This window comes from Stenotrophomonas sp. NPDC077461, assembly GCF_049545475.1.
Taxonomy (GTDB): Bacteria; Pseudomonadota; Gammaproteobacteria; order Xanthomonadales; family Xanthomonadaceae; genus Stenotrophomonas; species Stenotrophomonas nematodicola.
This window is the reverse complement of sequence record NZ_JBMWDO010000003.1, coordinates 252,799-277,429: the sequence shown is the minus strand read 5'-3', so window position 1 is coordinate 277,429 and position 24,631 is coordinate 252,799. Positions and strand designations below refer to the sequence as shown.

Sequence of the window (24,631 nt, the reverse complement as noted above, 5' to 3'; positions counted from 1 at the left end):
GCAAACAGCAAAAAAACCGAAGCGCGCGAATACTAGCCTATGCCGGTTAACCGCGCCTACGCGCGTGGCCGACAACAGGCTCTCTCTCGCCGACGAATTCCCATAAATTGATTCAGCATTCGCGCCTTCGGGCGCGATATTTTTAGGTGGGATTCAGTTTCGTGCATGCCTGAGCATGGTCAGTCCCACCAGCCGCGACACCACCAGCGCCACGTACATGACGCCTGAAAACTGCTCCAGCATGACCAGCGCGCGTGCCTGCGGGTGCACCGGCACGACATCGCTCAACCCTACCCCGGACAGCAAGCTGAAGCTGAGATAAAGCAGCTCCATCCACGTGCGCAGTTCGCTCTCGCTGGTGGCGAGAAAACTCCCCGGAAACCACTGCTGGCACACCGCGAAGGCGAACGCGAACGCCCACGCCAGCAATGTGAATGTCGCACCGGCCGCGAACAGTTCGTCGCGGGTCACCTTGTGATCCTGCAGCATGTAGGCGGTCAGGCTGCCGGCGGTATAGAAGTACAGCAGGCATTCGAGCAGCTGCGCTGTCGTAATCAGCCCGGGGCGCTCCAGCAGCGCGCCGGCGATGGAAAACACCACCGAGGGGATCGCCAGTACCAGCGCCAGCCACATGCCGAGCGGGCTGCGCCGCACCACCCACAGGGAAAGGCCGAGCACCGCAATGCCGAAGGCGCCGAACAGCGCGCGGCTGGCGCCGGCCTCGTCCATCGCCGGGTACAGCAGCACGCCGAGCAGCTGCACGCCCAGCAACCACGCCGAGGGGTGCCGGCGTGCCATCGCCAGCCATTTGGTCCTGCGCGCAATCGCCATCGTGTTTCCCGCCCCTGGCCGTCCGGCGCCGAGCTTAGCGCGGTTGCCGGGGCGAACGCATGAGGATGCCGGGGGGGCAGCTGCCCCCCCGGCCGCCGCGTCATTGCGGGCGGTAGACCTCGGCGCCCTGGTCGCGGAACTGCAGCGACTTCTCGGCCATGCCGGCGTCGAGCGCCGCCTGTGCGTCCAGCCCCTGCCCCGCCGCGTAGTCGCGTACGTCCTGGGTGATCTTCATCGAACAGAAGTGCGGGCCGCACATCGAGCAGAAATGGGCCAGCTTGTGCGCGTCCTTCGGCAGGGTTTCGTCATGGAATTCCTTGGCCTTCTCCGGATCCAGGCCCAGGTGGAACTGGTCTTCCCAGCGGAATTCGAAGCGCGCCTTGCTCAGCGCGTTGTCGCGCACCTGCGCACCCGGGTGGCCCTTGGCCAGGTCCGATGCATGCGCCGCGATCCGGTAGGCCATGATGCCGTCGCGCACATCCTGGCGGTTGGGCAGGCCCAGGTGCTCCTTGGGGGTGACGTAGCAGAGCATCGCGGTGCCGTACCAGCCGATCATCGCCGCACCGATCGCGCTGGTGATGTGGTCGTAACCGGGGGCGATGTCGGTGGTCAGCGGCCCCAGCGTATAGAAAGGCGCCTCACCGCATTCGCGCAGCTGCTTGTCCATGTTCTCCTTGATCAGCTGCATCGGCACGTGGCCGGGGCCTTCGATCATGGTCTGCACGTCGTGTTTCCACGCGATCCTGGTCAACTCGCCCAGCGTCTCCAGCTCACCGAACTGTGCGGCATCGTTGGCATCGGCGATGCAGCCCGGGCGCAGTCCGTCGCCCAGCGAGAAGGTCACGTCGTAGGCCTTCATGATCTCGCAGATGTCGTCGAAATGCGTGTAGAGGAAGTTCTCCTTGTGATGGGCCAGACACCACTTGGCCATGATCGAGCCTCCCCGCGAGACAATGCCGGTGACGCGCCCGGCGGTCAGCGGCACGTAGCGCAGCAGGACGCCGGCATGGATGGTGAAATAGTCCACGCCCTGCTCTGCCTGCTCGATCAGCGTGTCACGGAAGATCTCCCAGGTGAGTTCCTCGGCGCGCCCGTCCACCTTCTCCAGCGCCTGGTAGATCGGCACGGTACCGATCGCCACGGGCGAGTTGCGGATGATCCACTCGCGCGTTTCATGGATGTGCTTGCCGGTAGACAGGTCCATCACGGTGTCACCGCCCCAGCGGATCGCCCACACCAGCTTCTCCACTTCCTCGGCGATGCCGGAGGACACCGCGCTGTTGCCGATGTTGGCGTTGATCTTGGTCAGGAAGTTGCGGCCGATGATCATCGGCTCGCTTTCCGGATGGTTGATGTTGTTGGGCAGCACGGCCCGGCCACGCGCGATCTCGTCGCGCACGAACTCGGGGGTGATGATGGCCGGGATCGACGCGCCGAACGATTGCCCAGGATGCTGCCGCCGCAGCGTCGCATCGGCGATCGCCTCCAGGCGCTGGTTTTCGCGGATCGCCACGAACTCCATCTCCGGGGTGATGATGCCGCGGCGCGCGTAGTGCATCTGGGTGACGTTGGCGCCGGCGACGGCGCGGCGCGGCAGCGTGCGCGACGGAAAGCGCACCGCATCCAGGCGCGCATCGGTGTCGCGCGACCGGCCGAACGCCGAACTCAGGGCTGCCAGCGTTTCGGTATCGCCCCGCTCGGCCACCCACGCCGCGCGCAGTGCCGGCAGGCCGGTCGACAGGTCGATGCTGGCGGCCGGATCGGTGTACGGGCCGGAGGTGTCGTAGACGGTGACCGGCGCGTTCTCTTCGCCGCCGAACAACGTCGGCGTGCGGGTCAGCACGATCTCGCGCATGGGAACCTGCAGGTCGCTGCGCGAGCCCTGCACGTGGATCTTGCGCGAACCGGGGATCGGTCGCGTAACCGAACCGGAAAGCTGCTGGGCCTGCTGCTGCAGGGTGGAAAGCGGTGCGTTCATCGGGCATCGTCCTGTTTGGACCCCGGGCGCGGACCGGCGGTCCGTGACGGGAAATCCGTGTTGAAAGGGACGAAACGGCGGCGCACGACGGGCGCACTGCGGGCGGTCTGCGGGCGTGGGGACCCTACGGCGCAATGCATCAGCGGATGCGAAGCTTCCCTACGCCGGTATCAACCGGATCAGGTTCGAAGGGACTGTCTCAACCTCGGCCACATGGCCTCGGTACCCCCGCTTCGAGGCGAATTAGACCACAAAGACCCGTGCATCGACACCGCCGTTGCCACCGCTGTGAACGGGTTCATTACGTCAGCGCGGTTAGTATCGCCCCGCGAGGATCTCCACCCCCGTGACGTGCTGCCTGGCGCCTGGCGCTGCGCCCACGCAGGGGACCATCGGGCTGAACCCGATGCCGTGGCATCCCGCCGACCGGCCTTCGTCCGGCTTCGCCCCAGTTGTCGCCGTCGTGCCGCTGGAGACTGCAAGCATCCGCTCGCGCCCTTTTCCTGGAGAAGCCCCTGCATGGTGTTTCGCATTTCCATCGCGCTGGTCGCGCTGCTCGTCCTGACTGCCGGCATCGCGCCCGGCCCGTTCAACGACGTGGTGCAGCTTGGCCTGTCCAACATCGTGCGCAGCACCGGCTGGCTGTACCTGCTGGTGGTGTTCATCACGCTATCGTTCCTGATGTATCTGGCGTTCGGCCGCTTCGGGTCGCTGCGCATCGGCGGCGAAGATGCCGAGCCGGACTTCTCCAATGCGAGCTGGATGTCGATGCTGTTCGCGGCCGGCATGGGCATCGGGCTGGTGTTCTGGGGCGCGGCCGAGCCGATCTCGCACTTCGTCAAGCCACCAGAGGGGCTGGCGCCGCAGAGCATGGAAGCGGCGCGTGCGTCGATGCGCTATGCGTTCTTCCATTGGGGCCTGCATCCGTGGGCGATCTATGCGCTGATCGGCCTGGCGATGGCCTGGTTCCAGTTCAACCGTAATGGACGTGGCCAGATCAGCGACCTGCTGCAACCGCTGATCGGCGCACGCCACCGTGGCTGGATGGGGACCGTGGTGAACGTGGCCGCCGTGGTCGCCACCGCGATCGGCGTGGCCACCACGCTGGGCTTCGGCACCATCCAGATCGCCGCCGGGATGGAACGCGTATTCGGTCTGCGCGCCTCGATTCCGCTGCAGTTGACCATCATCGCGGTGGCCTTCGTGATGTACATGGCCTCCACCACCAGCGGCGTGCACCGTGGCATCAAGTGGCTGTCCAACATCAACCTGGCCCTTGCGGCGCTGCTGCTGGCGCTGGTGCTGGTGCTGGGGCCGACCGGCTTCATCTTCGACACCTTCACCACCACGATCGGCTCCTACCTCAACCAGCTGGTGACGATGAGCCTGCGCATGTCGCCGTTCTCGGGCAGCACCTGGGTGGCCGACTGGACGATTTTCTACTGGGCGTGGTGGATCGCCTGGGCACCGTTCGTGGGCTCGTTCATCGCCCGCGTGTCGCGCGGACGCAGCATCCGCGAGTTCGTGCTGGGCGTGGTGATCGCGCCGAGCGTGCTGGGCTTCCTGTGGTTCTCGGTGTTCGGCGGCACCGCGCTGTGGTCGCAGATCTTCGGCCACGTCGATCTGGCGCAGGCGTTGGGCAATGGCTACGAGACCGTGCTGTTCACCATGTTCGACAGCCTGCCGCTGCCCACGGTGCTGTCGGTGATGGCACTGGTGCTGCTGATCATCTTCTTCGTGACCTCGGCCGATTCGGCGGTTCTGGTGCTGGCCAGCATGTCCACCGATGAGGCCGGCGACCCGCCGCTGTCGCGGCGCATGACCTGGGGCGTGGCCATCGCGCTGATTGCCGGGGTGCTGCTGCTGGCCGGCGGCCTGGAGGCGCTGCAGGGCATGATCACCATCGCCGCGCTGCCGTTCGCGGTGCTGATGCTGCTGGTGATGTGGTCGCTGTACCGCGTGCTCGACATGGAGTACGCGCTGCAGCGCCGCCGCGCGCAGCGGGCGCGGCGGATGATGGACGAATGGATCGAACGCGAGATCGCCGCGCAGGAAGAAACCCGCGACGAAGCCGCCCGCGCGCCGTAGAGCCGGGTTCTACCCGGCTGCATCACCCGTAGAGCCGGGTTCTACCCGGCTGCATCACCCGTAGAGCCGGGTTCTACCCGGCTGCAGCACGATGGCTGTATCAGCGCCGCGACCGGGAGCCGCCGACCAACAGTCGGCGCCACCTGCGGGGACTCAGTACCCCGCCGCCTGCCCGTCCTTGCGGCTTTCCGAAGCGCCGTAGTACACGCCCGTCTCCGGATCGCGCAGGATCGCCTGGTAGCCACCATAGGGGCCATCGGCGAACACCACCCGGTGGCCCTTGCGCATCAGCGCGCGCACCGTTTCGTACGGGAAGCCCGTCTCCAGGTTGACCTCGCCGCCATCGCTCATCGCCGTCGCCTGCCCGGTCGGCTCGGTCGATCCTTCATGCTGGATGCGCGGCGCGTCGCCGGCTTCCTGCAGGTTCATGCCGAAATCAACCATGTTCATGACGATCTGTGCGTGGCCCTGCGGCTGCATCGCCCCGCCCATCACCCCGAAGCTCATCCACGGCTTGCCGTCCTTGGTGACGAACGCCGGAATGATGGTCTGGAAGGGGCGCTTGCCCGGCGCGTAGCCATTGGGGTGGTCCTTCTGCAGCACGAACATCTCGCCGCGGTCCTGCAGGATGAAGCCCAGTCCCGGCGGCGCCATGCCGCTGCCCATGCCACGGTAGTTGGACTGGATCAGCGACACCATCATGCCGTCGGCGTCGGCCACGGTCAGGTAGATCGTGTCGCCCTCCTCCAATTGCTTCGGCGTGCCCGGTTGCACTTCACGCGACGCTTTGTCCATCGAGATGAGCGTGCGCCGCCCGGCCGCGTAGCCCTTGGAGATCAGCCGGTCCACCGGCGCGGGATGGAACGCCGGATCGGTATAGAAGCGCGCGCGATCGGCGAACGCCAGCTTCTTGGCCTCCACGAACAGGTGCACATGCTCGGGCGAGCCGAAGGCGATCTTCGAGAAATCGTAGCCTTCCAGCACATTGAGAATCTGCAGCGCCGCAATGCCCTGGCTGTTGGGCGGCAGCTCCCATACGTCGTAGCCCCGGTAATTGCTGCTGACCGGCTCCACCCACTCGCCGTGATGGCTGGCCAGGTCGTCGTAGCTGAGGTACCCACCGTTGGCCTTGAAGTAGTCGCCGACAGTCCGCGCGATCTCGCCCTTGTAGAAGGCATCGCGACCGCCCTGCGCGATCTTCTCCAGCGTGTTGGCCAGGTTCGGGTTCCGCCACATCTGACCCTTGCGCGGCGCGTGGCCGTCGATGGTGAACTGCTCGCTGAAGCCCGGATACCTGGACAGGCGCGGCACCGAGCGGTCCCAGTAGTAGGCGATCACCTCGGCCACCGGGTGGCCCTCACGCGCGTAGCGGATGGCCGGCGCCAGGTTCTCGGCCATCGGCTTGCGCCCGAAGCGCGCGTGCAGTGCGAACCAGCCGTCCACCGCCCCCGGGACCGACACCGGCAGCGGCCCGGTCGCCGGAATCTCCTTCAGTCCCCGGCGCTGGAACTCGGCCAGGGTCAGCGACTTCGGCGACCGTCCCGAGCCGTTGTAGCCGTACAGCTTCTGCGTCTTCGGGTCCCAGACGATGGCGAACAGGTCGCCGCCGATGCCGTTGCCCGTGGGCTCCATCAGCCCCAGCGCGGCATTGGCGGCGATGGCGGCATCCACCGCCGAACCACCGGACTTCATCACATCCAGCGCCACCTGGGTGGCCAGTGGCTGCGAGGTGGCCGCCATCGCGTGCGGGGCGATCACTTCCGAGCGGGTGGCAAAGGGATGGCCGGTGACACGGTCGGCCGCCGGGGACAGCGCCGGCAGGGCGCACAGGAGGGCGGCAGTGAGCACGCCGCGGGCAAGGGCTGAAGGCACGGGAGTTCCTGGTGGGTGGCAGCGGCCTCGATACTCGCCGCAGATGCCCGGCGCGGACATCCGACAATGGTCATGCACGACAGTGGAAAGCGGGGCGAATCCGCGCAGATCCGCATCGCAAAATAGTGAATTCCGGTTCACCAGAACGCTTTCAACCGCAACCATCCTTGCGCGGCGGGGCTTTGCACTGGATACAGCCGAAACCGTTGGAAATGTTGCCGCAAAGGTTGACAGTGCCAAAACCGCTGTGGTTTTCTCGATCACATGTTGCAGCGCCACACGCCCATTCGCGAATCCATCCAGCACGCCGATCCCGGCGCGGCCTCGATCCGTTCGCTCCTTGTCCTCGTACTTATTACCCAGCCAACAGGTGCGGGACGGACCGGCGTGTAAGCAAGACTGCCAGGTATCCATCAAAAACCCGCACCCGCCCAGGTGCGGGTTTTTTCGTTTCAGAGCCCCTCGATTCCCTCCTCCTCCTCCTTCCGAGCCGCCTTCCGCCATGACCCGCCATCCCGCCGCCGCCCGATTCACGCCCACCGCCTGCGCGGCGGGCACGTGTGGGCGGTGCGATGCGCGTGCCGCCGCTTCCCCTGACCGGCCGGCGTGTCCCTGAGACCGCCGGCCGTCTTTTTTCTTACCTCCAAGGAACCTCTCCCATGAGCACCAACGACCTGCCCCAGATCAAGATCGCTGTTGTCGGCTACGGCAGCCAGGGCCGCGCGCACGCGCTGAACCTGCGCGAATCCGGTTTCGATGTCGTCATCGGGCTGCGTCCGGGTGGCCCGACCGAGGTCAAGGCACAGGCCGACGGCTTTACCGTGAAAGCGCCCGCCGATGCGGTGAAAGACGCCGACCTGGTGGCGGTGCTGACCCCGGACATGGTGCAGAAGAAGCTCTACGAGGACGTGCTCGCGCCGAACATGAAACAGGGCGCGGTGCTGTTGTTCGCGCACGGCCTGAACGTGCACTTCAACATGATCACCCCGCGCGAGGATCTGGATGTGGTGCTGGTCGCGCCGAAGGGTCCTGGCGCGCTGGTGCGCCGCGAGTATGAAATCGGCCGTGGTGTGCCGTGCATCTGGGCGGTGTACCAGGACCGCAGCGGCAAGGCCGCCGAGTACGCGCTCGCCTATGCGGCCGGTCTGGGCGGTGCACGTGCCAACCTGATCCAGACCACGTTCAAGGAAGAGACCGAGACCGACCTGTTCGGCGAGCAGGCCGTGCTGTGCGGCGGTGCCTCGGCGCTGGTGCAGGCCGGCTTCGAAACGCTGGTGGAAGCCGGCTACCAGCCGGAAATCGCCTACTACGAAGTGCTGCACGAACTGAAGCTGATCGTGGACCTGTTCTACGAAGGGGGCATCACCCGCATGCTGGAATTCATCTCCGAGACCGCGCAGTACGGCGACTACGTCAGCGGCCCGCGGGTGATCGATGCCGGCACCAAGGCGCGCATGAAGGACGTACTGACCGACATCCAGAACGGCACCTTCACCAAGAACTGGGTCGCCGAGTACGAAGCAGGCCTGCCGAACTACACCCGGTTCAAGCAGGCCGACCTGGAGCACCCGATTGAGAAGGTAGGCAAGGAACTGCGCGCCAAGATGGTCTGGCTGCAAAGTCAAGCCGCGTAACCGCGCGGCTCTCCCACCGCTTTCGCAAAGGTCACCGCATGAACACCTCCGCACACAGCACCGCGCCCCGCAACGGCGCACGCTGGTTGACGCAGGCCCTGGAAGCCGAGGGCGTGCACACGCTGTTCGGCTATCCGGGCGGCACCATCATGCCGTTCTACGACGCCCTGGTGGATTCCGGGCTGAAGCACATCCTGGTACGCCACGAGCAGGGCGCCGCCCTGGCGGCCAATGGCTACGCGCGCGCCAGCGGCCAGGTCGGCGTCTGCGTCGCCACGTCCGGCCCGGGCGCCTCCAATCTGGTTACCGGCATTGCCGATGCGATGCTGGACTCGGTACCAATGGTCTGCATCACCGGCCAGGTCGCCACGCCGCTGCTGGGCACCGACGCATTCCAGGAACTGGACGTGTTCGGGCTGACCCTGCCGATCGTTAAGCACAGCTGGCTGGTGCGCCGGGTCGAGGACCTGCCGCAGGTCGTCCGCGACGCGTTCCGGATCGCCCGCGAGGGGCGCCCCGGCCCGGTCCTGATCGACCTGCCGAAGGATGTCCAGGTCGCCGATGCATCGCACCTGCCCGCCCACGTGCCGGCCACCGTGCCGGCGCTGCCGGCACCGCAGGCCGATGTGATCGCACAGGCCATCGCCGCCATCGCCTCGGCCGAAAAGCCGGTGATCTATGCCGGCGGTGGCGTGGCGCTGGGCGATGCCGTCGAGGACTTCCGTGCCTTTGTCGACGCCACCGCGATTCCCACCGTGCTGACCCTGCGCGGCCTGGGTGCCCTGCCGCCACAGCATCCACATTACCTGGGCATGCTGGGCATGCACGGTACCCGCGCCGCCAACATGGCGGTACAGGAGAGCGACCTGCTGGTGGTGGTGGGCGCGCGCTTCGATGACCGCGCCACCGGCAAGTTGAACGAGTTCGCGCCGTTCGCGCGGGTCGTCCACATCGATGCCGACGCCTACGAGATCTCCAAGCTGCGCACCGCCGATGTCGCCGTGCCCGGCAACGTCGGCACTGCCATGCGCGCCCTGACCGCCGCCCTGACTGCACCCGTGCCGGCCCAGGAGGCGTGGCGCCGGCGCTGTGCCGGCCATCGCGAACGCTTCGCGCCGCGCTATGACGCACCCGGCAGGCACATCTACGCACCGGCGCTGTTGAAGCGGTTGAGCGAGCTGGCCCCGGCGGACGCGATCATCGCCTGCGATGTCGGCCAGCACCAGATGTGGGTCGCCCAGCACTGCCGCTTCAATCACCCGCGCAACCATCTGACCAGCGGCGCGCTGGGCACGATGGGCTTCGGCCTGCCGGCCGCGATGGGCGCGCAGTTCGCCTGCCCCGACCGCACCGTCGTGCTGGTTTCAGGCGATGGCAGTTTCATGATGAACGTGCAGGAGCTGGCCACCATCGGGCGCTGCCGCCTGCCGGTGAAGATCGTGCTGCTGGACAACAGTTCGCTGGGCATGGTTCGCCAGTGGCAGGAACTGTTCTTCGCCGAGCGGTACAGCGAGATCGACCTGTCCGACAACCCCGATTTCGCGGCCCTGGCGCAGGTGTTCGGCATTCCGGCCACGCGCATCGATGCCCGCGATGACGTCGAGGGCGGCCTGGCCGCACTGCTGGCCCAGCCGGGCCCGGCGCTGCTGCACGTGGCCATCGACGCGCGCGCCAACGTATGGCCGCTGGTGCCGCCCAACAACGCCAACAGCACGATGCTGGAAAGCAACCCGGCCCACCAGACCCAGGAGACCCCCAATGCAATACCGGCTTGACCTGGTGCTGACGCCGGCCGAGGGCGCGCTGCTGCGCGTGATCGGCATGGCCGAACGGCGCGGCTTCGCGCCCCGCGCGATCGCCGGTGCGCCCAATGCCGCCGACGATGGCCGCTGGCACCTGCAGCTGGTGGTGGACAGCACCCGACCGCCGGAAACACTGCGTCGCCAGATCGAGAAGATCTACGACTGCGTGTCGGTGCGCATCAGCGCGCTGGACCCGACGCCGGGAGTATCCGCATGACTGCCCGCACCGCCATGCCGGTGCCGGTACGGAGGCGTCTTCTCGCAGGGTGCCTGCAGAGCCGCGCCGCCACGCCGGCAGCCCGCCACGCCCCGGCGGCAGGCGCTGCACGCCGGGCGATGCGTTCCCCCTGCGCGCGCCCGCCTGTCATGGGGCGCAGCCGGAGCCGGCATGCCCGCTAGCCGCGCCCCGCAGGAACCGGATGTAGGCGATGTAAGCGTCGCCGACGTGCTGGCCGCGCAGGCGCGGCTGCGCCGCTTCCTGCCGCCCACCCCGCTGCATTACGCCGAGCGCTTCGGCACCTGGCTGAAGCTGGAAAACCTGCAGCGCACCGGGTCCTACAAAGTGCGCGGCGCGTTGAATGCTTTGCTGGCCGGACGCGAGCGTGGCGACGAGCGCCCGGTGATCTGCGCGTCGGCCGGCAACCACGCCCAGGGCGTGGCGTGGTCCGCCTACCGCCTGAACATCCCGGCCATCACCGTGATGCCGCACGGTGCACCGGCCACCAAGATCGCCGGCGTCGCCCACTGGGGCGCCACCGTGCGCCAGCACGGCAGCAGCTACGACGAGGCCTACGCCTTTGCCCGCGCACTGGCCGACCAGCATGGCTACCGGTTCCTGTCCGCGTTCGACGATCCGGACGTGATCGCCGGCCAGGGCACGTTGGGCATCGAACTGGCCCCGCATGCACCGGATGTGGTGATCGTGCCGATCGGCGGCGGCGGCCTGGCCTCCGGCGTGGCGCTGGCGCTGAAGTCGCAGGGCGTGCGCATCGTCGGCGCGCAGGTGGAAGGCGTCGATTCGATGGCGCGTGCCATCCGCGGCGACGTCCGCGAGATCACCCCGGTCGCCACGCTCGCCGACGGCGTCAAGGTCAAGATTCCCGGCCTGCTGACCCGGCGCCTGTGCGCTGCATTGCTCGACGATGTGGTGATCGTGCGCGAAGCCGAGCTGCGCGAAACCCTGGTGCGGCTGGCGCTGGAGGAACACGTGATCGCCGAAGGCGCCGGTGCGCTGGCCCTGGCGGCAGGCCGGCGCGTAGCCGGCAAGCGCAAGTGCGCGGTGGTCTCCGGCGGCAACATCGATGCGCTGGTCCTGGCCCAGCTGCTCGCCGACATCCGCCCGCGCCCGCCGCGCAAACCCCGCCGCCGCGCCAGCGAGCGCACGCGTCCACCGCTGCCGACCGTGCTCGCACCGCCCCCGACATCCCCCGCTTCCCCTTCCTTTGCCACCCCATCCGACCTTGTTGTCGAGGAGACCTCCTGGTGACCACGCCCGACTCCCCCCGCATCCGAATTTTCGACACCACCCTGCGTGACGGCGAGCAGTCGCCGGGCTGCAGCATGAGCCCGCAGCAGAAGCTGGTGATGGCCCGCGCACTCGACGAGCTGGGCGTGGACATCATCGAGACCGGCTTCCCGGCCAGCTCGCAGTCCGACCGTGAGGCGATGGCGATGATCGCCCGCGAAGTCCGCCGCCCGACCCTGGCGGTGCTGTCGCGCTGCCTGGCCGCCGATATCGAAACCTCCGCCAAGGCGCTGGACGCGGCCGCCAACGCGCGCCTGCACGTGTTCCTGTCGACCAGCCCGCTGCACCGCGAGCACAAGCTGCGGATGAGCCGCGAGCAGGTGCTGGAATCGGTCCACAGGCATGTCAGCCTGGCCCGCAGCTACGTGGATGATGTGGAGTTCTCCGCCGAGGACGCCACGCGCACCGAGGAAGACTTCCTGATCGAGGTGACGCGCGTGGCCGTAGCGGCTGGTGCGACCACCATCAACCTGCCCGACACCGTGGGCTTCACCACGCCCGAAGAAATCCGCGGCATGTTCCAGCGGGTCATCGCCGGTGTTCCCGACAGCGACCGCATCGTCTTCAGTACCCACTGCCACAACGACCTGGGCCTGGCCGTGGCCAACTCGCTGGCCGCCATCGAGGGCGGCGCGCGCCAGGTGGAGTGCACCATCAACGGCATCGGCGAACGCGCCGGCAACTGCTCGCTGGAGGAACTGGCGATGGTGCTGAAGGTACGCAACGCGTTCTATGAGGAAGACACCCGCATCAACACACCGCGCATCGTGGCCACCTCGCAGCTGCTGCAGCGCCTGGTCGGCATGCCGGTCCAGCGCAACAAGGCCATCGTGGGTGCCAATGCGTTCGCGCATGAGTCGGGCATCCACCAGCACGGCATGCTGCGCCATCGCGGCACCTACGAAATCATGCGTCCTGAAGACGTCGGCTGGGAGAACTCGCAGATGGTGCTGGGCCGCCACAGCGGTCGTGCCGCCGTCGAGGCCCGCCTGCGTGCGCTGGGCTTCTGGCTGGAGGAGGAAGAACTGAAGCTGGTATTCGAGCAGTTCAAGGCGCTGTGCGAGCAGCAGCGCGTGGTCACCGACGCCGACCTGCAGGTGCTGATGCAGGGCAGCTCCACCCAGAACGGCTACCGCCTGGCCTCGATGACCATCAGCGACGTCGGCAGCCGCGCCAACGCACTGGTCGAACTGTCCGACCCGGACGGCAACCGTGTGGCCGAGACCGCGCAGGGCGATGGTCCGGTCGACGCGCTGTTCGGCGCGCTGTCCTCGGCCACCGGCGTGCAGCTGATGCTGGACAGCTACCACGTCCACAGCGTGGGCATCGGTGCCGATGCCCGCGGCGAAGCCAACCTGAGCGTGCGCCACGACGGCGTGGAGTACGAAGGCACCGGCACCAGTCGCGACATCATCGAGGCGTCCGCACTGGCCTGGCTGGATGTGGCCAACCGCCTGCTGCGCCAGCGCAATGCCGTCACCGAACATCCCGCGGCCAGCGCCGCCGCCTGAAGGAGTTGCCATGAGTGCCTTCGACAGCTACGACATCCCCGCCGCCGGCCAGTGCTGGAACGCCCACGACTACGCCATCGACGCCGGCTTCGTACCGCTTCTCGGCGGCGCGGTGGCGCGGCTGCTTGATCCGCAACGCGGTGAGCGCATCCTCGATCTGGGCTGCGGCGACGGGGTGTTGAGCTTCGACCTGGCCCTGAGCGGTGCGCATGTCACCGGCGTGGATGCCGCGCCGGAGCTGGTCGGCGCCGCCCGCGCGCGCGGCGTCGCCGCGCAGATCATGGATGCCCATGCCCTGACCTTCGACCGCCAGTTCGATGCGGTGTTCAGCAATGCCGCCCTGCACTGGATGCGCGAGCCGGACCGCGTCATCGAGGGCGTGCGCCGCGCGCTGGCACCCGGCGGCCGCTTCGTCGCCGAGATGGGCGGACACGGCAATGTGGCCGCCATCACCAGCGCCCTGCAGGCCGCGCTGGCCAGCAACGGCCACGTCGTACCGGCGTTCCCCTGGTATTTCCCGACCGCCGATGCATACGCGGACCGCCTGCGCGCGCACGGCTTCCGGGTGCGCTACATCGAGTGCCTGCCACGCCCGACCGTCCTGCCGACCGGCATGCAGGGCTGGCTGCGCACCTTCGCCTCCCCCTTCCTGGTCGGGTTGGCAGCCGACCAGCGACAGCGCGTGCTCGACGATGCCGTGGCGCTGCTGGCGCCCACCCGGCGCGATGCGCGCGGCCAGTGGAGCGCAGACTATGTGCGCCTGCGCTTCGACGCGCGCCTGCCGATCCGATGAATTTCCGTATCACGAACCACAGCAAGGCCATTCCATGACCCCAGCTCCCCGCACCCTGTACGACAAACTGTGGGACGCCCACGTCGTCGTACCCGAATCGGACAGCGCGCCTGCCGTGCTGTACATCGACCTGCACCTGATCCACGAAGTCACCTCGCCACAGGCGTTCACCGAACTGCGCGAGCGCGGCCTGTCGCCGCGCCGGCCGGACCGGACCAAGGCGACAATGGACCACTCCACCCCGACCCTGCCGGCCAGCCCGGATGGCAGGCTGCCCTACGCCAGCGCCGCCTCCGAAGCCCAGGTGGCGATGCTGGCGCGCAACTGCGGCGAGCACGGCATCGAACTGTTCGACATGCAGTCGGCCAACCGCGGCATCGTGCACGTGATCGCTCCGGAACAGGGGTTCACCCAGCCGGGCATGACCATCGTCTGCGGCGACAGCCACACCTCCACCCACGGTGCGTTCGGCGCGCTGGCCTTCGGCATCGGCACCAGCGAAGTCGGCCATGTGCTGGCGACCCAGTGCCTGCTGCAGCGCAAGGCCAGGACGATGGCGATCACCGTCGATGGCATCCTGCCGCAGGGCGTGGGCGCCAAGGACGTGGTGCTGCACATCATCGGCGTGATCGGGGTCAACGGTGGCACCGGCCATGTACTGGAATTCCGTGGCAGCGCCATCGAGGCAATGGACATGGAACAGCGCATGACGTTGTGCAACATGTCCATCGAGGCCGGCGCCCGCGCCGGCATGGTCGCGCCCGACCAGGTCACGTTCGACTGGGTCGCCAACACCCCGCGCGGCCCCAAGGGGGCGGCGTTCGATGCCGCCGTGGCCGCCTGGACGCAGCTGCGCAGCGATCCGGGCGCGCGCTTCGACGCGGAGGTGCATATCGATGCCGGCGACATCCGTCCGACCCTGACCTGGGGCACCCACCCTGGCACGGCCATCGCGGTGGACCGGCCCATCCCGGCCGCCAACGACGCCGCCGACCAGAAGGGACTGGACTACATGCAGTTCCAGGCAGGCCAGACGCTGGTCGGCACGCCGGTGGACGTGGTGTTCGTCGGCTCGTGCACCAACGGGCGCCTGAGCGACATGCGCGAGGTGGCGCACGTGCTGCGTGGCCGCCGTGTCGCGGCAGGCGTACGCATGCTGGTGGTGCCCGGTTCGGAGATCGTCAAGCGCCAGGCCGAGGCAGAAGGCATCCACGAGGTTGTGCGCGGCGCGGGTGCCGAGTGGCGCGAGCCGGGCTGCTCGATGTGCATCGCCATGAACGGCGATCTCGTCGCCCCCGGCCAGCTGGCGGTGAGCACCAGCAACCGCAACTTCGAAGGCCGCCAGGGCCCGGGCTCGCGCACGCTGCTGGCCTCGCCGATGACCGCGGCCTGGGCTGCGGTGAACGGACGGGTGTCCGACCCGCGCGACCTGTATGCCGCCCAGGAGGTGGCCTGATGAGCGGCTTCCGTACCCTGACCTCGACCAGCGTGGTGCTGCGCGAAACCAACATCGACACCGACCAGATCATCCCGGCGCGGTTCCTGTCCACCACCGAACGCGCCGGCCTGGGCAAGCATGCCTTCAACGACTGGCGCTGGCGGGCCGATGGCACACCCAATCCGGACTTTGCATTCAATCAGGCGCACAACGCCGGGCGCAGCCTCCTGCTGGCCGGCCGCAACTTCGGCTGCGGTTCCTCGCGCGAGCATGCGCCGTGGGCGCTGACCGACCTGGGCCTGCGCGCCATCGTCAGCAGCGAGATCGCCGACATCTTCCGCGGCAATGCGCTGAAGAACGGGCTGCTGCCGATCGTGCTGGACGAGGCCGACGTGCAGACGCTGATGCAGCGTCCTGACGACACCCTGACCATCGACATCGCCGCGCGCGAGCTGCGCACGCCCGATGGTCGCGTCTACCCCTTCCCGCTGGACGGCTTCTCGCAGACCTGCCTGCTGGAAGGCGTGGACCAGTTGGGGTATCTGTTGGGCCGTACCTCTGAAATCGAACGTTACGAGAGTGAACATGCACGCTGAGATTGTCGTACTGCCGGGTGACGGCATTGGTCCGGAAGTCGCCGCTGCCGCCCTGGCGGTGCTGGACGCGGTAGCCGAACGCTTTGGCCACACCTTCCGTTTCACCGAACACGACATCGGCGGCATCGCCATCGACCGTCATGGCGAGCCGTTGCCGGCCGTCACGCTGGAGGCCTGCCGCACCGCCCACGCGATTCTGCTTGGCGCCGTGGGCGGCCCGAAGTGGTCCGACCCGAATGCCACGGTACGCCCGGAGCAGGGCCTGCTGGCGATCCGCAAGGCGCTGGAGCTGTACGCCAACCTGCGCCCGGTGCGCCCCCATCCGGCCGCGCTCGGTGCTTCGCCGATCAAGGCCGAGCTGCTCGAGGGGGTGGACGTCGTGGTGGTGCGCGAGCTGACCGGGGGCATCTACTTCGGCGAGAAGACCCGCACTGCCGACAGCGCCAGCGACCTGTGCAGCTACAGCGTGGGCGAGATCGAGCGCGTGCTGCGCACCGCCTTCCGGCTGGCGCGGACCCGTCGCGGCAAGGTCACCTCGGTGGACAAGGCCAACGTGCTGGAAACCTCACGTCTGTGGCGCGATGTAGCCGCGCGGATCGGCCGCGAGGAATTCCCGGACGTGGCGCTGGAACACCAGCTGGTCGATTCGATGGCCATGCACCTGCTGGCCAAGCCGCGCGAGTACGACGTGATCGTGACCGAGAACATGTTCGGCGACATCCTCACCGACGAAGCCTCGATGCTGGCCGGTTCACTCGGCCTGTTGCCGTCGGCGTCACTGGGTGAACCCGGCGCGGTAGGCATCTACGAGCCCATCCACGGCTCGGCCCCGGACATCGCCGGCAAGGGCATCGCCAATCCTTACGCCACGATCTTCAGCGCGGCGATGCTGCTGCGCCATTCACTGGGGCTGGAAGCGGAAGCAGCGGCCGTGGAAGCGGCCGTGCATGCGGCGCTGGATGCCGGCGTGTTCACCGCCGACCTGGCGGCCGGGGGCGCGGCGGTGAGCACCCCCCAGGCCACCGAGGCGGTGCTGGCGCACCTGCGCACCTGATTCCGTCCCCCTTCCTTGCCAGCCGTGTCTGGCAAGGTGCCGGTCCGGAGAGCAGCCGACCCACGGTCGGCTCTATTGATGCCGGTGAAGGCGTTCTGAGGCTCCCACCGGTTCGGTTGCGCGCCGCCGCCTGTTACTCCCCGGTGCTCTTCGCCTCATCCGGCTTCACCCGGAACCACGCGGCATACAGCGCCGGCAGGAACACCAGGGTCAGCACGGTGCCGACGATCAGGCCGCCCATGATCGAGATTGCCATCGAGCCGTAGAACGCGCTGCGCGACAGCGGAATCATCGCCAGCACCGCGGCCAGCGCGGTCAGGACGATCGGGCGGAAGCGGCGCACGGTGGCGTCGATGATGGCGTGCCAGCGATCGTGGCCGGCGTCGATGTCCTGCTGGATCTGGTCGATCAGGATCACCGAGTTGCGCATGATCATGCCGGCCAGGGCGATGGTGCCGAGCAGGGCGACAAAGCCGAACGGCGCACGGAACAGCAGCAGGAACAAGGTGGCGCCGATGATGCCCAGCGGCGCGGTGACCAGCACCATCGCCGCACGCGAGAAGCTGCGCAGCTGCAGCATCAGCAATGTGGCCACCACGATCAGGAACAGCGGCATGCCGGCCTTGATCGAGTCCTGCCCACGTGCCGAGTCCTCCACGGTGCCGCCGGTTTCCAGCAGATAGCCGCTGGGCAGATCCGCACGGATGCCGTCCAGCGTCGGCAGGATCTGCTGCACCACGTCCAGTGCCTGCATGCCATCGCCGATGTCGGCGCGCACGGTCACCGTCGGCAGACGGTTGCGGTGCCAGATGATGCCGTCCTCGAAGGCGTACTCCAGGCGGGCCACCTGCGACAGCGTCACCGGCGTGCCGCTGCTGGTCGGAATGGCCAGGCTGGCCAGCAGGTCCAGCTGGGCGCGTTCATTGTCCGGCCCGCGCAGCAGCATCTCGATCTGGCGATTGCCTTCGCGATACGTGCTCACCCGCATGCCCGACAACGAGCTGCTCAGGAACTGGCCCACCTGGGCGCTGCTCACGCCCAGCGCGCGTGCGCGGTCCTGGTCGATCACCAGCCGCACCACCTTGCTCGGTTCGCTCCAGTCCAGATTGACATTGATCACGTGCGGGTTTTCGCGGACCTTGGCTTCGACCTGCCGTGCGATCGCCTGCACCTGTGCGATGTGCTCGCCCGAGACGCGCATCTGCACCGGGTAGCCGACCGGGGGGCCGTTCTCCAGGCGGGTCACGCGCATCTGCACGTCCGGGAACTGCTTGATCACGTCCTTGATCAACCAGTCACGGGTCGCCTCACGGGCCTTGGCATCGGCAGTGAGCACCACGAACTGCGAGAAGTTGGTGGCCGGCAACTGCTGATCCAGCGGCAGGTAGAAGCGCGGCGAACCGGTACCGACATAGGCGACGTAGTTGGTGATGCCATCGCGGCCCTTCAGCAGTTTCTCCAGCTTGGTCGCCTGTGCCTGGGTGGCGGCCAGCGACGCGCCTTCGGCCAGTTCGATGTCCACCATCAGTTCGGGCCGGGTCGAATCCGGGAAGAACTGCTGCGGCACGAAGCGGAACAGCATCAGCGAGGACAGGAACAGCGCGATGGTCGCCGCAATCACCCACCAGCGATGACGCAGGCAGGCATCCAGGAAGCGGCGGAAGCGCGTGTAGAACGGGCGCTGGTACGGGTCGTGGTCGTGCGCGTGCTCTTTCGGCGCGATCCAGCGCGCGAAGGCAGGGTGGCGGTCCGCCCACTGCACGCGCCGCGCGCGCCAGCGTCCGGCCAGGCTGGTCGGCTTGGGCGGCTGCGGGTTGAACAGGTCCGGCAGCATCTTGTCGCCGAGATAGGGAATGAACAGCACCGCGGCGATCCACGACACCACCAGCGCGATGGTCACCACCTGGAACAGCGAGCGGGTGTACTCGCCGGTACTGGAGGCGGCCGTGGCGATCGGCAGGAAGCCGGCGGCGGTGATCAGCGTACCGGTCAGCATCGGGAAAGCGGTCGATTCCCAGGCGAAACTGGCCGCGCGCAGGCGGTCGTAGCCCTGCTCCATCTTGGTGGCCATCATCTCCACCGCGATGATCGCATCGTCCACCAGCAGGCCCAGCGCCAGCACCAGCGCGCCGAGCGAGATCTTGTGCAGGCCGATGCCGAAGTAATGCATGACGAAGAATGTCATCGCCAGGACCAGCGGGATGGTCACGCCGACCACCAGGCCGGTGCGCAGGCCCAGCGAGAAGAAGCTCACCAGCAGCACGATGACCACCGCTTCGGTGAGCACCTGCACGAACTCGCCGACCGATTCCTCCACCGCGTGCGGCTGGTCGGAGACCTTGCGCAGCTGCATGCCGGCCGGCAGCGTCTTCTGCAGGCGCTCGAACTCGGCATCGAGCGTACCGCCGAGCTTGAGGATGTCGCCGCCGTCCTTCATCGCCACCGCCAGGCCGATCGCATCCTCGCCCATGAAGCGCATTTTGGGCGACGCCGGGTCGGCGAAGCCGCGCTTGACCTCGGCGATGTCGCCCAGGTGCAGCGTGCGGTCGCCGGCCTGGATCGGGAACTGGCGGATGTCCTCGATGCTGTTGAACTGCCCGGTCACGCGCAGCTGCACGCGGTCGGTCGGGGTTTCGAAGAAGCTGGTCCCGGTCACCGCGTTCTGGTCGGCGAGCGCCTGCTGCACCTGCTGCAGCGACACGCCCAGCGTGGCCAGCTTGGTGTTGGACAGTTCGATCCAGACCTTCTCGTCCTGCAGGCCGACCAGATCGACCTTGCCCACGTCCGGTACCCGCTGCAGTTCGAGCTGGATGCGGTCGGCGTAATCGCGCATCACCGCATAGTCGAAGCCTTCGCCCGTCAGCGCGTAGATGTTGCCGAAGGTGTCGCCGAACTCATCGTTGTAGAAAGGCCCGACGATCTCCTGCGGCAGCGTGGCGCGGACATCGCCCACGCGCTTGCGCACCTGGTACCACAGGTCCGGAATCTGCTTGGAGCGCAGGCTGTCGCGGGCCATGAAGATCACCTGCGATTCGCCCGGACGCGAGTACGACCGGATGAACTCGTACTCGCCGGTGTTCATCAGCGCCTTCTCGATCGGCTCGGTGACCTGGCGCGAGACCTGCTCGGCGGTGGCGCCGGGCCATAGCGTGCGCACCACCATTGCCTTGAAGGTGAACGGCGGGTCCTCGGACTGACCCAGATGCTTGTAGGACCAGGCACCGATGACGGCGAAGGCGAGCATGGCAAACAGCACCAGCGGGCGGTTGCCCAGCGCCCACTCGGAGAGATTGAAACGGCGCACGGGGTCAGTGCCCCTTGGCCGGGGCGGCCGGCGCGGCGGCCTTGGCCGGCGCCAGCACCGGTCGGTTCTGGCGATCGACCGCCGTCACCGCCTGGCCCTCGCGGAGCAGATGGCCGCCGGCGGCGACCACCCAGTCGTTCGGACCCACCCCCGACAGCACCGGCACCGACTCGGCACCGTAGGCGCCGACGGTCACCGGCACCGCCTTCAGCGTACCCTTGGCCGCATCCACCACCCACACGCTGCCCTTGCCGTCGGCACCGCGCTGCACGGCCGCCAGCGGCAACTGCAGGGCGCCGCTGCGACCGGCGCTGGCAAATACGCGCGCGCTCTGGCCCAGTTCCACTTCGCCCAGCGCTTCGGGCGCCAGGCTCACGCGGGTGGCATAGGTACGCGCCTGGGCATCGGCGGCCGGGGCGATTTCGCGAAGGGTGCCTGGCAGCAGTTGACCCGGGCGGTTCCACAGCTCGACCTGGACCGGCTGGCCGACCTTGTAGTCGCGGATGCTGCTTTCCGGCAGCGCGATCAGTACCTCACGGCCACCGTCAGCCGCCAGGGTGAACACAGTCTGCCCCGCGCTGACGACCTGCCCTGCCTCGGCCTGGCGGCTGGCGATCACGCCATCGGCCGGCGCGCGGAGCTGCGCGTAGCCGGCCTGATTGCGCGACACGGCGAGGTTGGCGCGGGCGGCGTTGGCCTGGCCCTGCGCGGCCTTGAAAGCAGCGGTCTGCGCATCCAATGCGGAGCGGCTGACCAGTTGCTGCTCGGCCAGCGCCGCATAGCGCTTCTGATCGTCGCGGGCGCGCACCAGGTCGGCCTCGGCGGCCGCGAGCTGGGCCTGCGAAGCGGCTGCCTGGGACGCGTAGTCGGCCGCGTCCAGCTCGGCCAGCACCTCGCCCTTGCGCACGCGCTGGCCGGCATCGACATGGCGCTTGATGAGATTGCCGCCGACCCGGAACGACAGCGGGCTTTCCTCGCGCGCACGCACCTCGCCCGGATAGGCCGCCACCCCCTGGCCATCGACCGTGCCCGGATGCACCACCAGCACCGGGATCGGTGCCACCGGCTCGGCATCCTGTTTGCCACACGCCGCCAGCATCACCGCCAGCAGCCCACCGCCCATCCATCGCAAGTTGTTCATGAGGTCCTGGACCTTGAATACCGGGGAAGCCGCACGGAAGAGACACTCTATTCCATGACGGCCAATAGTGAACCAGCCGGTATAGTATAAATATCGAACCGATTGGTCTAGTATTGTTTGCATGATCGATCCGACGTCCTCCGCCCCCCCGCCCAAGCTCCCTGCCAAGGCCGCCGGACCCGGCCGCCCGAAGGATCTGGGCAAGCGTGCGGCCATCCTGGATGCGGCCAAGGCATTGTTCGTCGAGCAGGGCTACGGCGGCGTCAGCATGGACAGCATCGCCAGTCAGGCAGGCGTTTCGAAGCTGACCGTTTACAGTCATTTCGGCGATAAAGAAACGCTTTTCGCCGAAGCTGTGAAGTCCACCTGCAACGAGATGCTGCCCGATGCACTGTTTGTCACCGATGCCGATGGCGCGCTGCGCGAGCAGCTGGTGGGCATCGGACGGGCCTTCTTCACCATGATCACCTCGCCGGCTGCCGTGGCCGTACAGCGGGTGATGATGGCGCCGGACACCGACGACCGGATCCGCGAGATGTTCTGGCTGGCCGGCCCGCAGCGCACCAGCGACGCGCTGGCCGAGTTCCTACGCGCCCGCACCGAACGGGGCGAACTGGAGATCACCGACTTCCAGACGGCGGCGCTGCAGTTCTTCACCCTCATCAAAGGCGAGCTGCATACGCATATGATGTGCGGGCTGCGGCCGGCCCCGGCCGAGTGCGACGCCGACGCCCATGTGGACGCCAGTGTCGCCTTTTTCCTGAGGGCGTACGCCACCCGCCACGGGCGGTGACAACAACATGAATGGACCGGAGGTCGCGGTGACTTCCGGCACTGCGACCCCGGCGCGACGGCAGCGATGCTCTCAGCGCGCCGCCGGCTCCCGGCACCGGTAAAATGGCCGGCCCACTGCGCTGGATTAGAACCTCATGATGATCGATTACGCCCACGCCCGCGAACTGATGGTTGAACAACAGATCCGTCCCTGGGACGTACTGGACATTCGCGTGCTCGATGTACTGGCACGTCTGCCGCGGGAGGCGTTTGTCGCTGAATCGCACAAAGCCCTGGCCTATGCCGACATCGAGCTGCCGCTGGGTTTCGGGCAGAAGATGATGAAGCCGGTCATCGAAGGCCGTACCCTGCAGGCCCTGGATCTGCAGCCGGGCGATGAAGTGCTGGAAATCGGCACCGGCAGCGGCTACCTGAGCGCCTGCATGGGTGAACTGGCCCGCGAAGTGCTGAGCCTGGAAATCGAACCGGACCTGGCCGCCACCGCCCGTGCACGCCTGGATGCCGCCGGTCTGGGCAACAACGTCCGTATTGAAACCGCCGATGCCCTGACGTGGGAGACCGAGCGCCGTTTCGACGCGATCTGCATCACCGCCGCGGTGGAGACCGTTCCGGCGCGCTTCACCCAGTGGCTGCGCCCCGGTGGCCGCCTGTTCGTGATCCGCGGCCATTCGCCGGTCATGGAAGCGGTGCTGGTCAAGTCCGATGGCAGCATTGATTCGCTGTTCGAAACCGATATCGACTACCTGCGCGGTGCCGCCCCGGCGCCCCAGTTCCAACTCTGAGTCCAAGGAAGCCGCAATGATCCGCCGATCCCTCGCTATTGCGCTGGCCGCCGCCCTGCTGCCGATGACCGCCTCTGCCGCCGACCTGCTGCAGGTCTACGAAATGGCGCGCAACGGCGATCCGCAGCTCTCCGCGGCTGAATCGACCCGTCTGTACGACAAGGAAGGCGCCGTGCAGGCGCGCGCGGCACTGCTGCCGCAGATCAATGGCGAGGCCGCGCTCAACCGCACCCGCACCGACGACCAGGGCTTCAATACCGGCAGCACCACCAGCAAGCGCCGCACTTACACCGTCACGGGCAGCCAGACGCTGTTCAACTGGTCGCAGTTCGCCAACCTGCGGTCGCAGCGCGAACTGAGCAAGGCGGCGGATTTCACCCTGGATTCGGCCAACGACGACCTGATCGTGCGCACCTCGGCGGCGTACTTCAACGTGCTGGTGGGCATCGAATCGCTGTCGGCTGCACAGACCAACGAAGCGGCCGCCAAGAAGCAGTTCGACTTCGCCGACAAGCGCCTGGAAGTGGGCCTGGCGCCGATCACCGACGTGCATGAAGCGCGCGCCCAGTACGACCAGGCCCGCGCCAACACGATCATCGCGCAGAACACCCTGGCCGACGCCTACCAGGCACTGACCGAACTGACCGGCCAGCCGGTCACCGACCTGCGCGCGCTGCCGGCCGACTTCCGTCCGGAACTGCCGGCCAAGTACGCCACCGTGGACCAGCTGGTGAGCGAAGCCGTCGCGCAGAACCCCGCGCTGAAGGCACAGGAGCTGAAGGTCAGCGCCGCCGAATCCGGCGTGTCGGCCGCACGCGGCGGTCACTACCCGACCCTGTCGCTGGGCGGCAACTACGGCAAGAGCGCCACCTGGGGCGATGCCGGCGTTGGCAGCGGCAGTTCCTACAACCCGGACCTGCGCACCAACAGCGTCGGCCTGACCCTGAGCGTGCCGATCTTCGCCGGCGGCGCCACCCAGTCCGGCGTGCGCCAGGCCCTGGCCCAGCGCGACATCGCCCAGGATGGCTACGAGCAGCAGAAGCGCGCCCTGGACCGCAACACCCGCAACGCGTACCAGACCCTGGTGGCCGGCATCAGCGAAGTGGAAGCACGCCGCCTGGCCGTGGTCTCGGCACAGAGCGCGTACGACGCCTCGCAGGTTGGCCTGGAAGTGGGTACGCGTACGGTGCTGGACGTGATCCAGAACCAGCGCATCCTGTTCTCGGCCCAGCTGGATTACGCCAACGCCCGCTACACCTTCCTGCAGAACCGCCTGCAGCTGGGCCAGGCGATCGGCACGCTGGACATCGCCGAACTGCAGGACATCAACCGCCTGCTGACGCTGAAGGCCGCCACGCCGAGCACCACCGTCAACTGATCGACGGCGGGCGCGGCTCCGGAATGGCCGCCCTGGCAATCCATCGCACGTCCCGAGCGCCGACGGTAACGTCGGCGCTTTTTCTTGGGAACACAGTGCCGACAGTCCG

General features: G+C 67.8%; 18 protein-coding genes and 1 riboswitch. Of the genes, 13 read left to right on the top strand and 5 right to left on the bottom strand.

The genetic code is table 11. The features are described 5' to 3' along the window. Window positions 1-153 precede the first annotated feature (153 nt). Both ACPEH8_RS07825 and thiC read right to left on the bottom strand, forming a co-directional pair. The gene (locus ACPEH8_RS07825) at window positions 154-831 is read right to left on the bottom strand and encodes an ion channel (protein WP_017355111.1); all 678 of its coding nucleotides are present in this window, start codon (window positions 829-831) and stop codon (window positions 154-156) included. A 100-nt stretch (window positions 832-931) separates the two neighbouring features. Then, entirely contained in the window at window positions 932-2,809 is a 1,878-nt protein-coding gene (gene thiC, locus ACPEH8_RS07820) for a phosphomethylpyrimidine synthase ThiC (protein ID WP_153164738.1), read from the bottom strand. 138 nt (window positions 2,810-2,947) lie between these two features. Beyond that, window positions 2,948-3,049: riboswitch (TPP riboswitch) on the bottom strand. Between the two features lie 279 nt (window positions 3,050-3,328). Here thiC and ACPEH8_RS07815 point away from each other — a divergent pair. After that, window positions 3,329-4,897, top strand: a complete 1,569-nt coding sequence (locus ACPEH8_RS07815; RefSeq protein ID WP_423666458.1) for a BCCT family transporter — start codon at window positions 3,329-3,331, stop codon at window positions 4,895-4,897. A gap of 153 nt (window positions 4,898-5,050) precedes the next feature. On the opposite strand, the gene ggt is transcribed toward ACPEH8_RS07815, so the two are convergent. Next, window positions 5,051-6,769: a gamma-glutamyltransferase gene (gene ggt, locus ACPEH8_RS07810; protein ID WP_313160417.1), complete on the bottom strand. Its 1,719-nt coding sequence runs from the start codon at window positions 6,767-6,769 to the stop codon at window positions 5,051-5,053. 659 nt (window positions 6,770-7,428) lie between these two features. Here ggt and ilvC point away from each other — a divergent pair. The 9 genes from ilvC (at window position 7,429) to leuB (ending at window position 17,122) form a co-directional block, all read left to right on the top strand. Further along, window positions 7,429-8,403 carry a ketol-acid reductoisomerase gene (gene ilvC, locus ACPEH8_RS07805; protein WP_017356279.1) on the top strand — a complete coding sequence of 325 codons (975 nt, stop codon included), beginning with the start codon at window positions 7,429-7,431 and terminating at the stop codon, window positions 8,401-8,403. A 38-nt stretch (window positions 8,404-8,441) separates the two neighbouring features. Then, a complete protein-coding gene (ilvG, locus tag ACPEH8_RS07800; protein WP_313160416.1) occupies window positions 8,442-10,178 on the top strand; it encodes an acetolactate synthase 2 catalytic subunit in 1,737 nt (578 codons plus the stop codon). Then, complete coding sequence (locus ACPEH8_RS07795; RefSeq protein ID WP_153164740.1) at window positions 10,162-10,422, top strand: ACT domain-containing protein; 261 nt, start codon at window positions 10,162-10,164, stop codon at window positions 10,420-10,422. Before ilvG ends, ACPEH8_RS07795 begins: the two co-directional genes overlap by 17 nt. A gap of 171 nt (window positions 10,423-10,593) precedes the next feature. Next, on the top strand, window positions 10,594-11,691 hold the full coding sequence (locus tag ACPEH8_RS07790) for a threonine dehydratase (RefSeq protein WP_423666456.1): 1,098 nt from the start codon (window positions 10,594-10,596) through the stop codon (window positions 11,689-11,691). Beyond that, the gene (locus tag ACPEH8_RS07785) at window positions 11,688-13,241 is read left to right on the top strand and encodes a 2-isopropylmalate synthase (protein ID WP_017355388.1); all 1,554 of its coding nucleotides are present in this window, start codon (window positions 11,688-11,690) and stop codon (window positions 13,239-13,241) included. The genes ACPEH8_RS07790 and ACPEH8_RS07785 overlap by 4 nt, the downstream gene beginning before the upstream one ends. Window positions 13,242-13,251: 10 nt before the next feature. After that, window positions 13,252-14,034: a class I SAM-dependent methyltransferase gene (locus tag ACPEH8_RS07780; RefSeq protein WP_017355389.1), complete on the top strand. Its 783-nt coding sequence runs from the start codon at window positions 13,252-13,254 to the stop codon at window positions 14,032-14,034. Window positions 14,035-14,068: 34 nt separating this feature from the next. Beyond that, window positions 14,069-15,490, top strand: a complete 1,422-nt coding sequence (gene leuC / locus ACPEH8_RS07775; protein WP_423666454.1) for a 3-isopropylmalate dehydratase large subunit — start codon at window positions 14,069-14,071, stop codon at window positions 15,488-15,490. Continuing rightward, complete coding sequence (leuD, locus tag ACPEH8_RS07770) at window positions 15,490-16,068, top strand: 3-isopropylmalate dehydratase small subunit (RefSeq protein ID WP_136002936.1); 579 nt, start codon at window positions 15,490-15,492, stop codon at window positions 16,066-16,068. Before leuC ends, leuD begins: the two co-directional genes overlap by 1 nt. Continuing rightward, window positions 16,058-17,122: a 3-isopropylmalate dehydrogenase gene (gene leuB / locus ACPEH8_RS07765; RefSeq protein WP_423666452.1), complete on the top strand. Its 1,065-nt coding sequence runs from the start codon at window positions 16,058-16,060 to the stop codon at window positions 17,120-17,122. The genes leuD and leuB overlap by 11 nt, the downstream gene beginning before the upstream one ends. A 133-nt stretch (window positions 17,123-17,255) precedes the next feature. Here leuB and ACPEH8_RS07760 read toward each other — a convergent pair whose 3' ends face one another. Both ACPEH8_RS07760 and ACPEH8_RS07755 read right to left on the bottom strand, forming a co-directional pair. Next, window positions 17,256-20,426 carry an efflux RND transporter permease subunit gene (locus tag ACPEH8_RS07760; RefSeq protein WP_423666450.1) on the bottom strand — a complete coding sequence of 1,057 codons (3,171 nt, stop codon included), beginning with the start codon at window positions 20,424-20,426 and terminating at the stop codon, window positions 17,256-17,258. A gap of 4 nt (window positions 20,427-20,430) precedes the next feature. Then, window positions 20,431-21,567, bottom strand: coding sequence for an efflux RND transporter periplasmic adaptor subunit (locus ACPEH8_RS07755; RefSeq protein ID WP_017355394.1), 1,137 nt, complete (start codon window positions 21,565-21,567; stop codon window positions 20,431-20,433). Between the two features lie 121 nt (window positions 21,568-21,688). Here ACPEH8_RS07755 and ACPEH8_RS07750 point away from each other — a divergent pair, with 121 nt between their 5' ends. The 3 genes from ACPEH8_RS07750 to ACPEH8_RS07740 all read left to right on the top strand — a co-directional run bounded on the left by ACPEH8_RS07750 (window position 21,689) and on the right by ACPEH8_RS07740 (window position 24,522). Beyond that, a complete protein-coding gene (locus ACPEH8_RS07750) occupies window positions 21,689-22,360 on the top strand; it encodes a TetR/AcrR family transcriptional regulator (protein WP_017355395.1) in 672 nt (223 codons plus the stop codon). 136 nt (window positions 22,361-22,496) lie between these two features. After that, window positions 22,497-23,144 (top strand): protein-L-isoaspartate O-methyltransferase family protein, encoded by a 648-nt coding sequence (locus ACPEH8_RS07745; protein WP_423666448.1) that lies wholly within the window; start codon window positions 22,497-22,499, stop codon window positions 23,142-23,144. Between the two features lie 16 nt (window positions 23,145-23,160). Then, window positions 23,161-24,522, top strand: coding sequence for a TolC family outer membrane protein (locus tag ACPEH8_RS07740; RefSeq protein ID WP_017355397.1), 1,362 nt, complete (start codon window positions 23,161-23,163; stop codon window positions 24,520-24,522). Window positions 24,523-24,631 lie beyond the last annotated feature (109 nt).

Coding starts and splice junctions, on each gene's coding strand:
- ACPEH8_RS07825 (WP_017355111.1), bottom strand. CDS start 831: ATGGCGATTGCGCGCAGGACCAAATGGCTGGCGATGGCACGCCGGCAC.
- thiC (WP_153164738.1), bottom strand. CDS start 2,809: ATGAACGCACCGCTTTCCACCCTGCAGCAGCAGGCCCAGCAGCTTTCC.
- ACPEH8_RS07815 (WP_423666458.1), top strand. CDS start 3,329: ATGGTGTTTCGCATTTCCATCGCGCTGGTCGCGCTGCTCGTCCTGACT.
- ilvC (WP_017356279.1), top strand. CDS start 7,429: ATGAGCACCAACGACCTGCCCCAGATCAAGATCGCTGTTGTCGGCTAC.
- ilvG (WP_313160416.1), top strand. CDS start 8,442: ATGAACACCTCCGCACACAGCACCGCGCCCCGCAACGGCGCACGCTGG.
- ACPEH8_RS07795 (WP_153164740.1), top strand. CDS start 10,162: ATGCAATACCGGCTTGACCTGGTGCTGACGCCGGCCGAGGGCGCGCTG.
- ACPEH8_RS07790 (WP_423666456.1), top strand. CDS start 10,594: ATGCCCGCTAGCCGCGCCCCGCAGGAACCGGATGTAGGCGATGTAAGC.
- ACPEH8_RS07780 (WP_017355389.1), top strand. CDS start 13,252: ATGAGTGCCTTCGACAGCTACGACATCCCCGCCGCCGGCCAGTGCTGG.
- leuC (WP_423666454.1), top strand. CDS start 14,069: ATGACCCCAGCTCCCCGCACCCTGTACGACAAACTGTGGGACGCCCAC.
- leuD (WP_136002936.1), top strand. CDS start 15,490: ATGAGCGGCTTCCGTACCCTGACCTCGACCAGCGTGGTGCTGCGCGAA.
- leuB (WP_423666452.1), top strand. CDS start 16,058: ATGCACGCTGAGATTGTCGTACTGCCGGGTGACGGCATTGGTCCGGAA.
- ACPEH8_RS07755 (WP_017355394.1), bottom strand. CDS start 21,567: ATGAACAACTTGCGATGGATGGGCGGTGGGCTGCTGGCGGTGATGCTG.
- ACPEH8_RS07750 (WP_017355395.1), top strand. CDS start 21,689: ATGATCGATCCGACGTCCTCCGCCCCCCCGCCCAAGCTCCCTGCCAAG.
- ACPEH8_RS07745 (WP_423666448.1), top strand. CDS start 22,497: ATGATGATCGATTACGCCCACGCCCGCGAACTGATGGTTGAACAACAG.
- ACPEH8_RS07740 (WP_017355397.1), top strand. CDS start 23,161: ATGATCCGCCGATCCCTCGCTATTGCGCTGGCCGCCGCCCTGCTGCCG.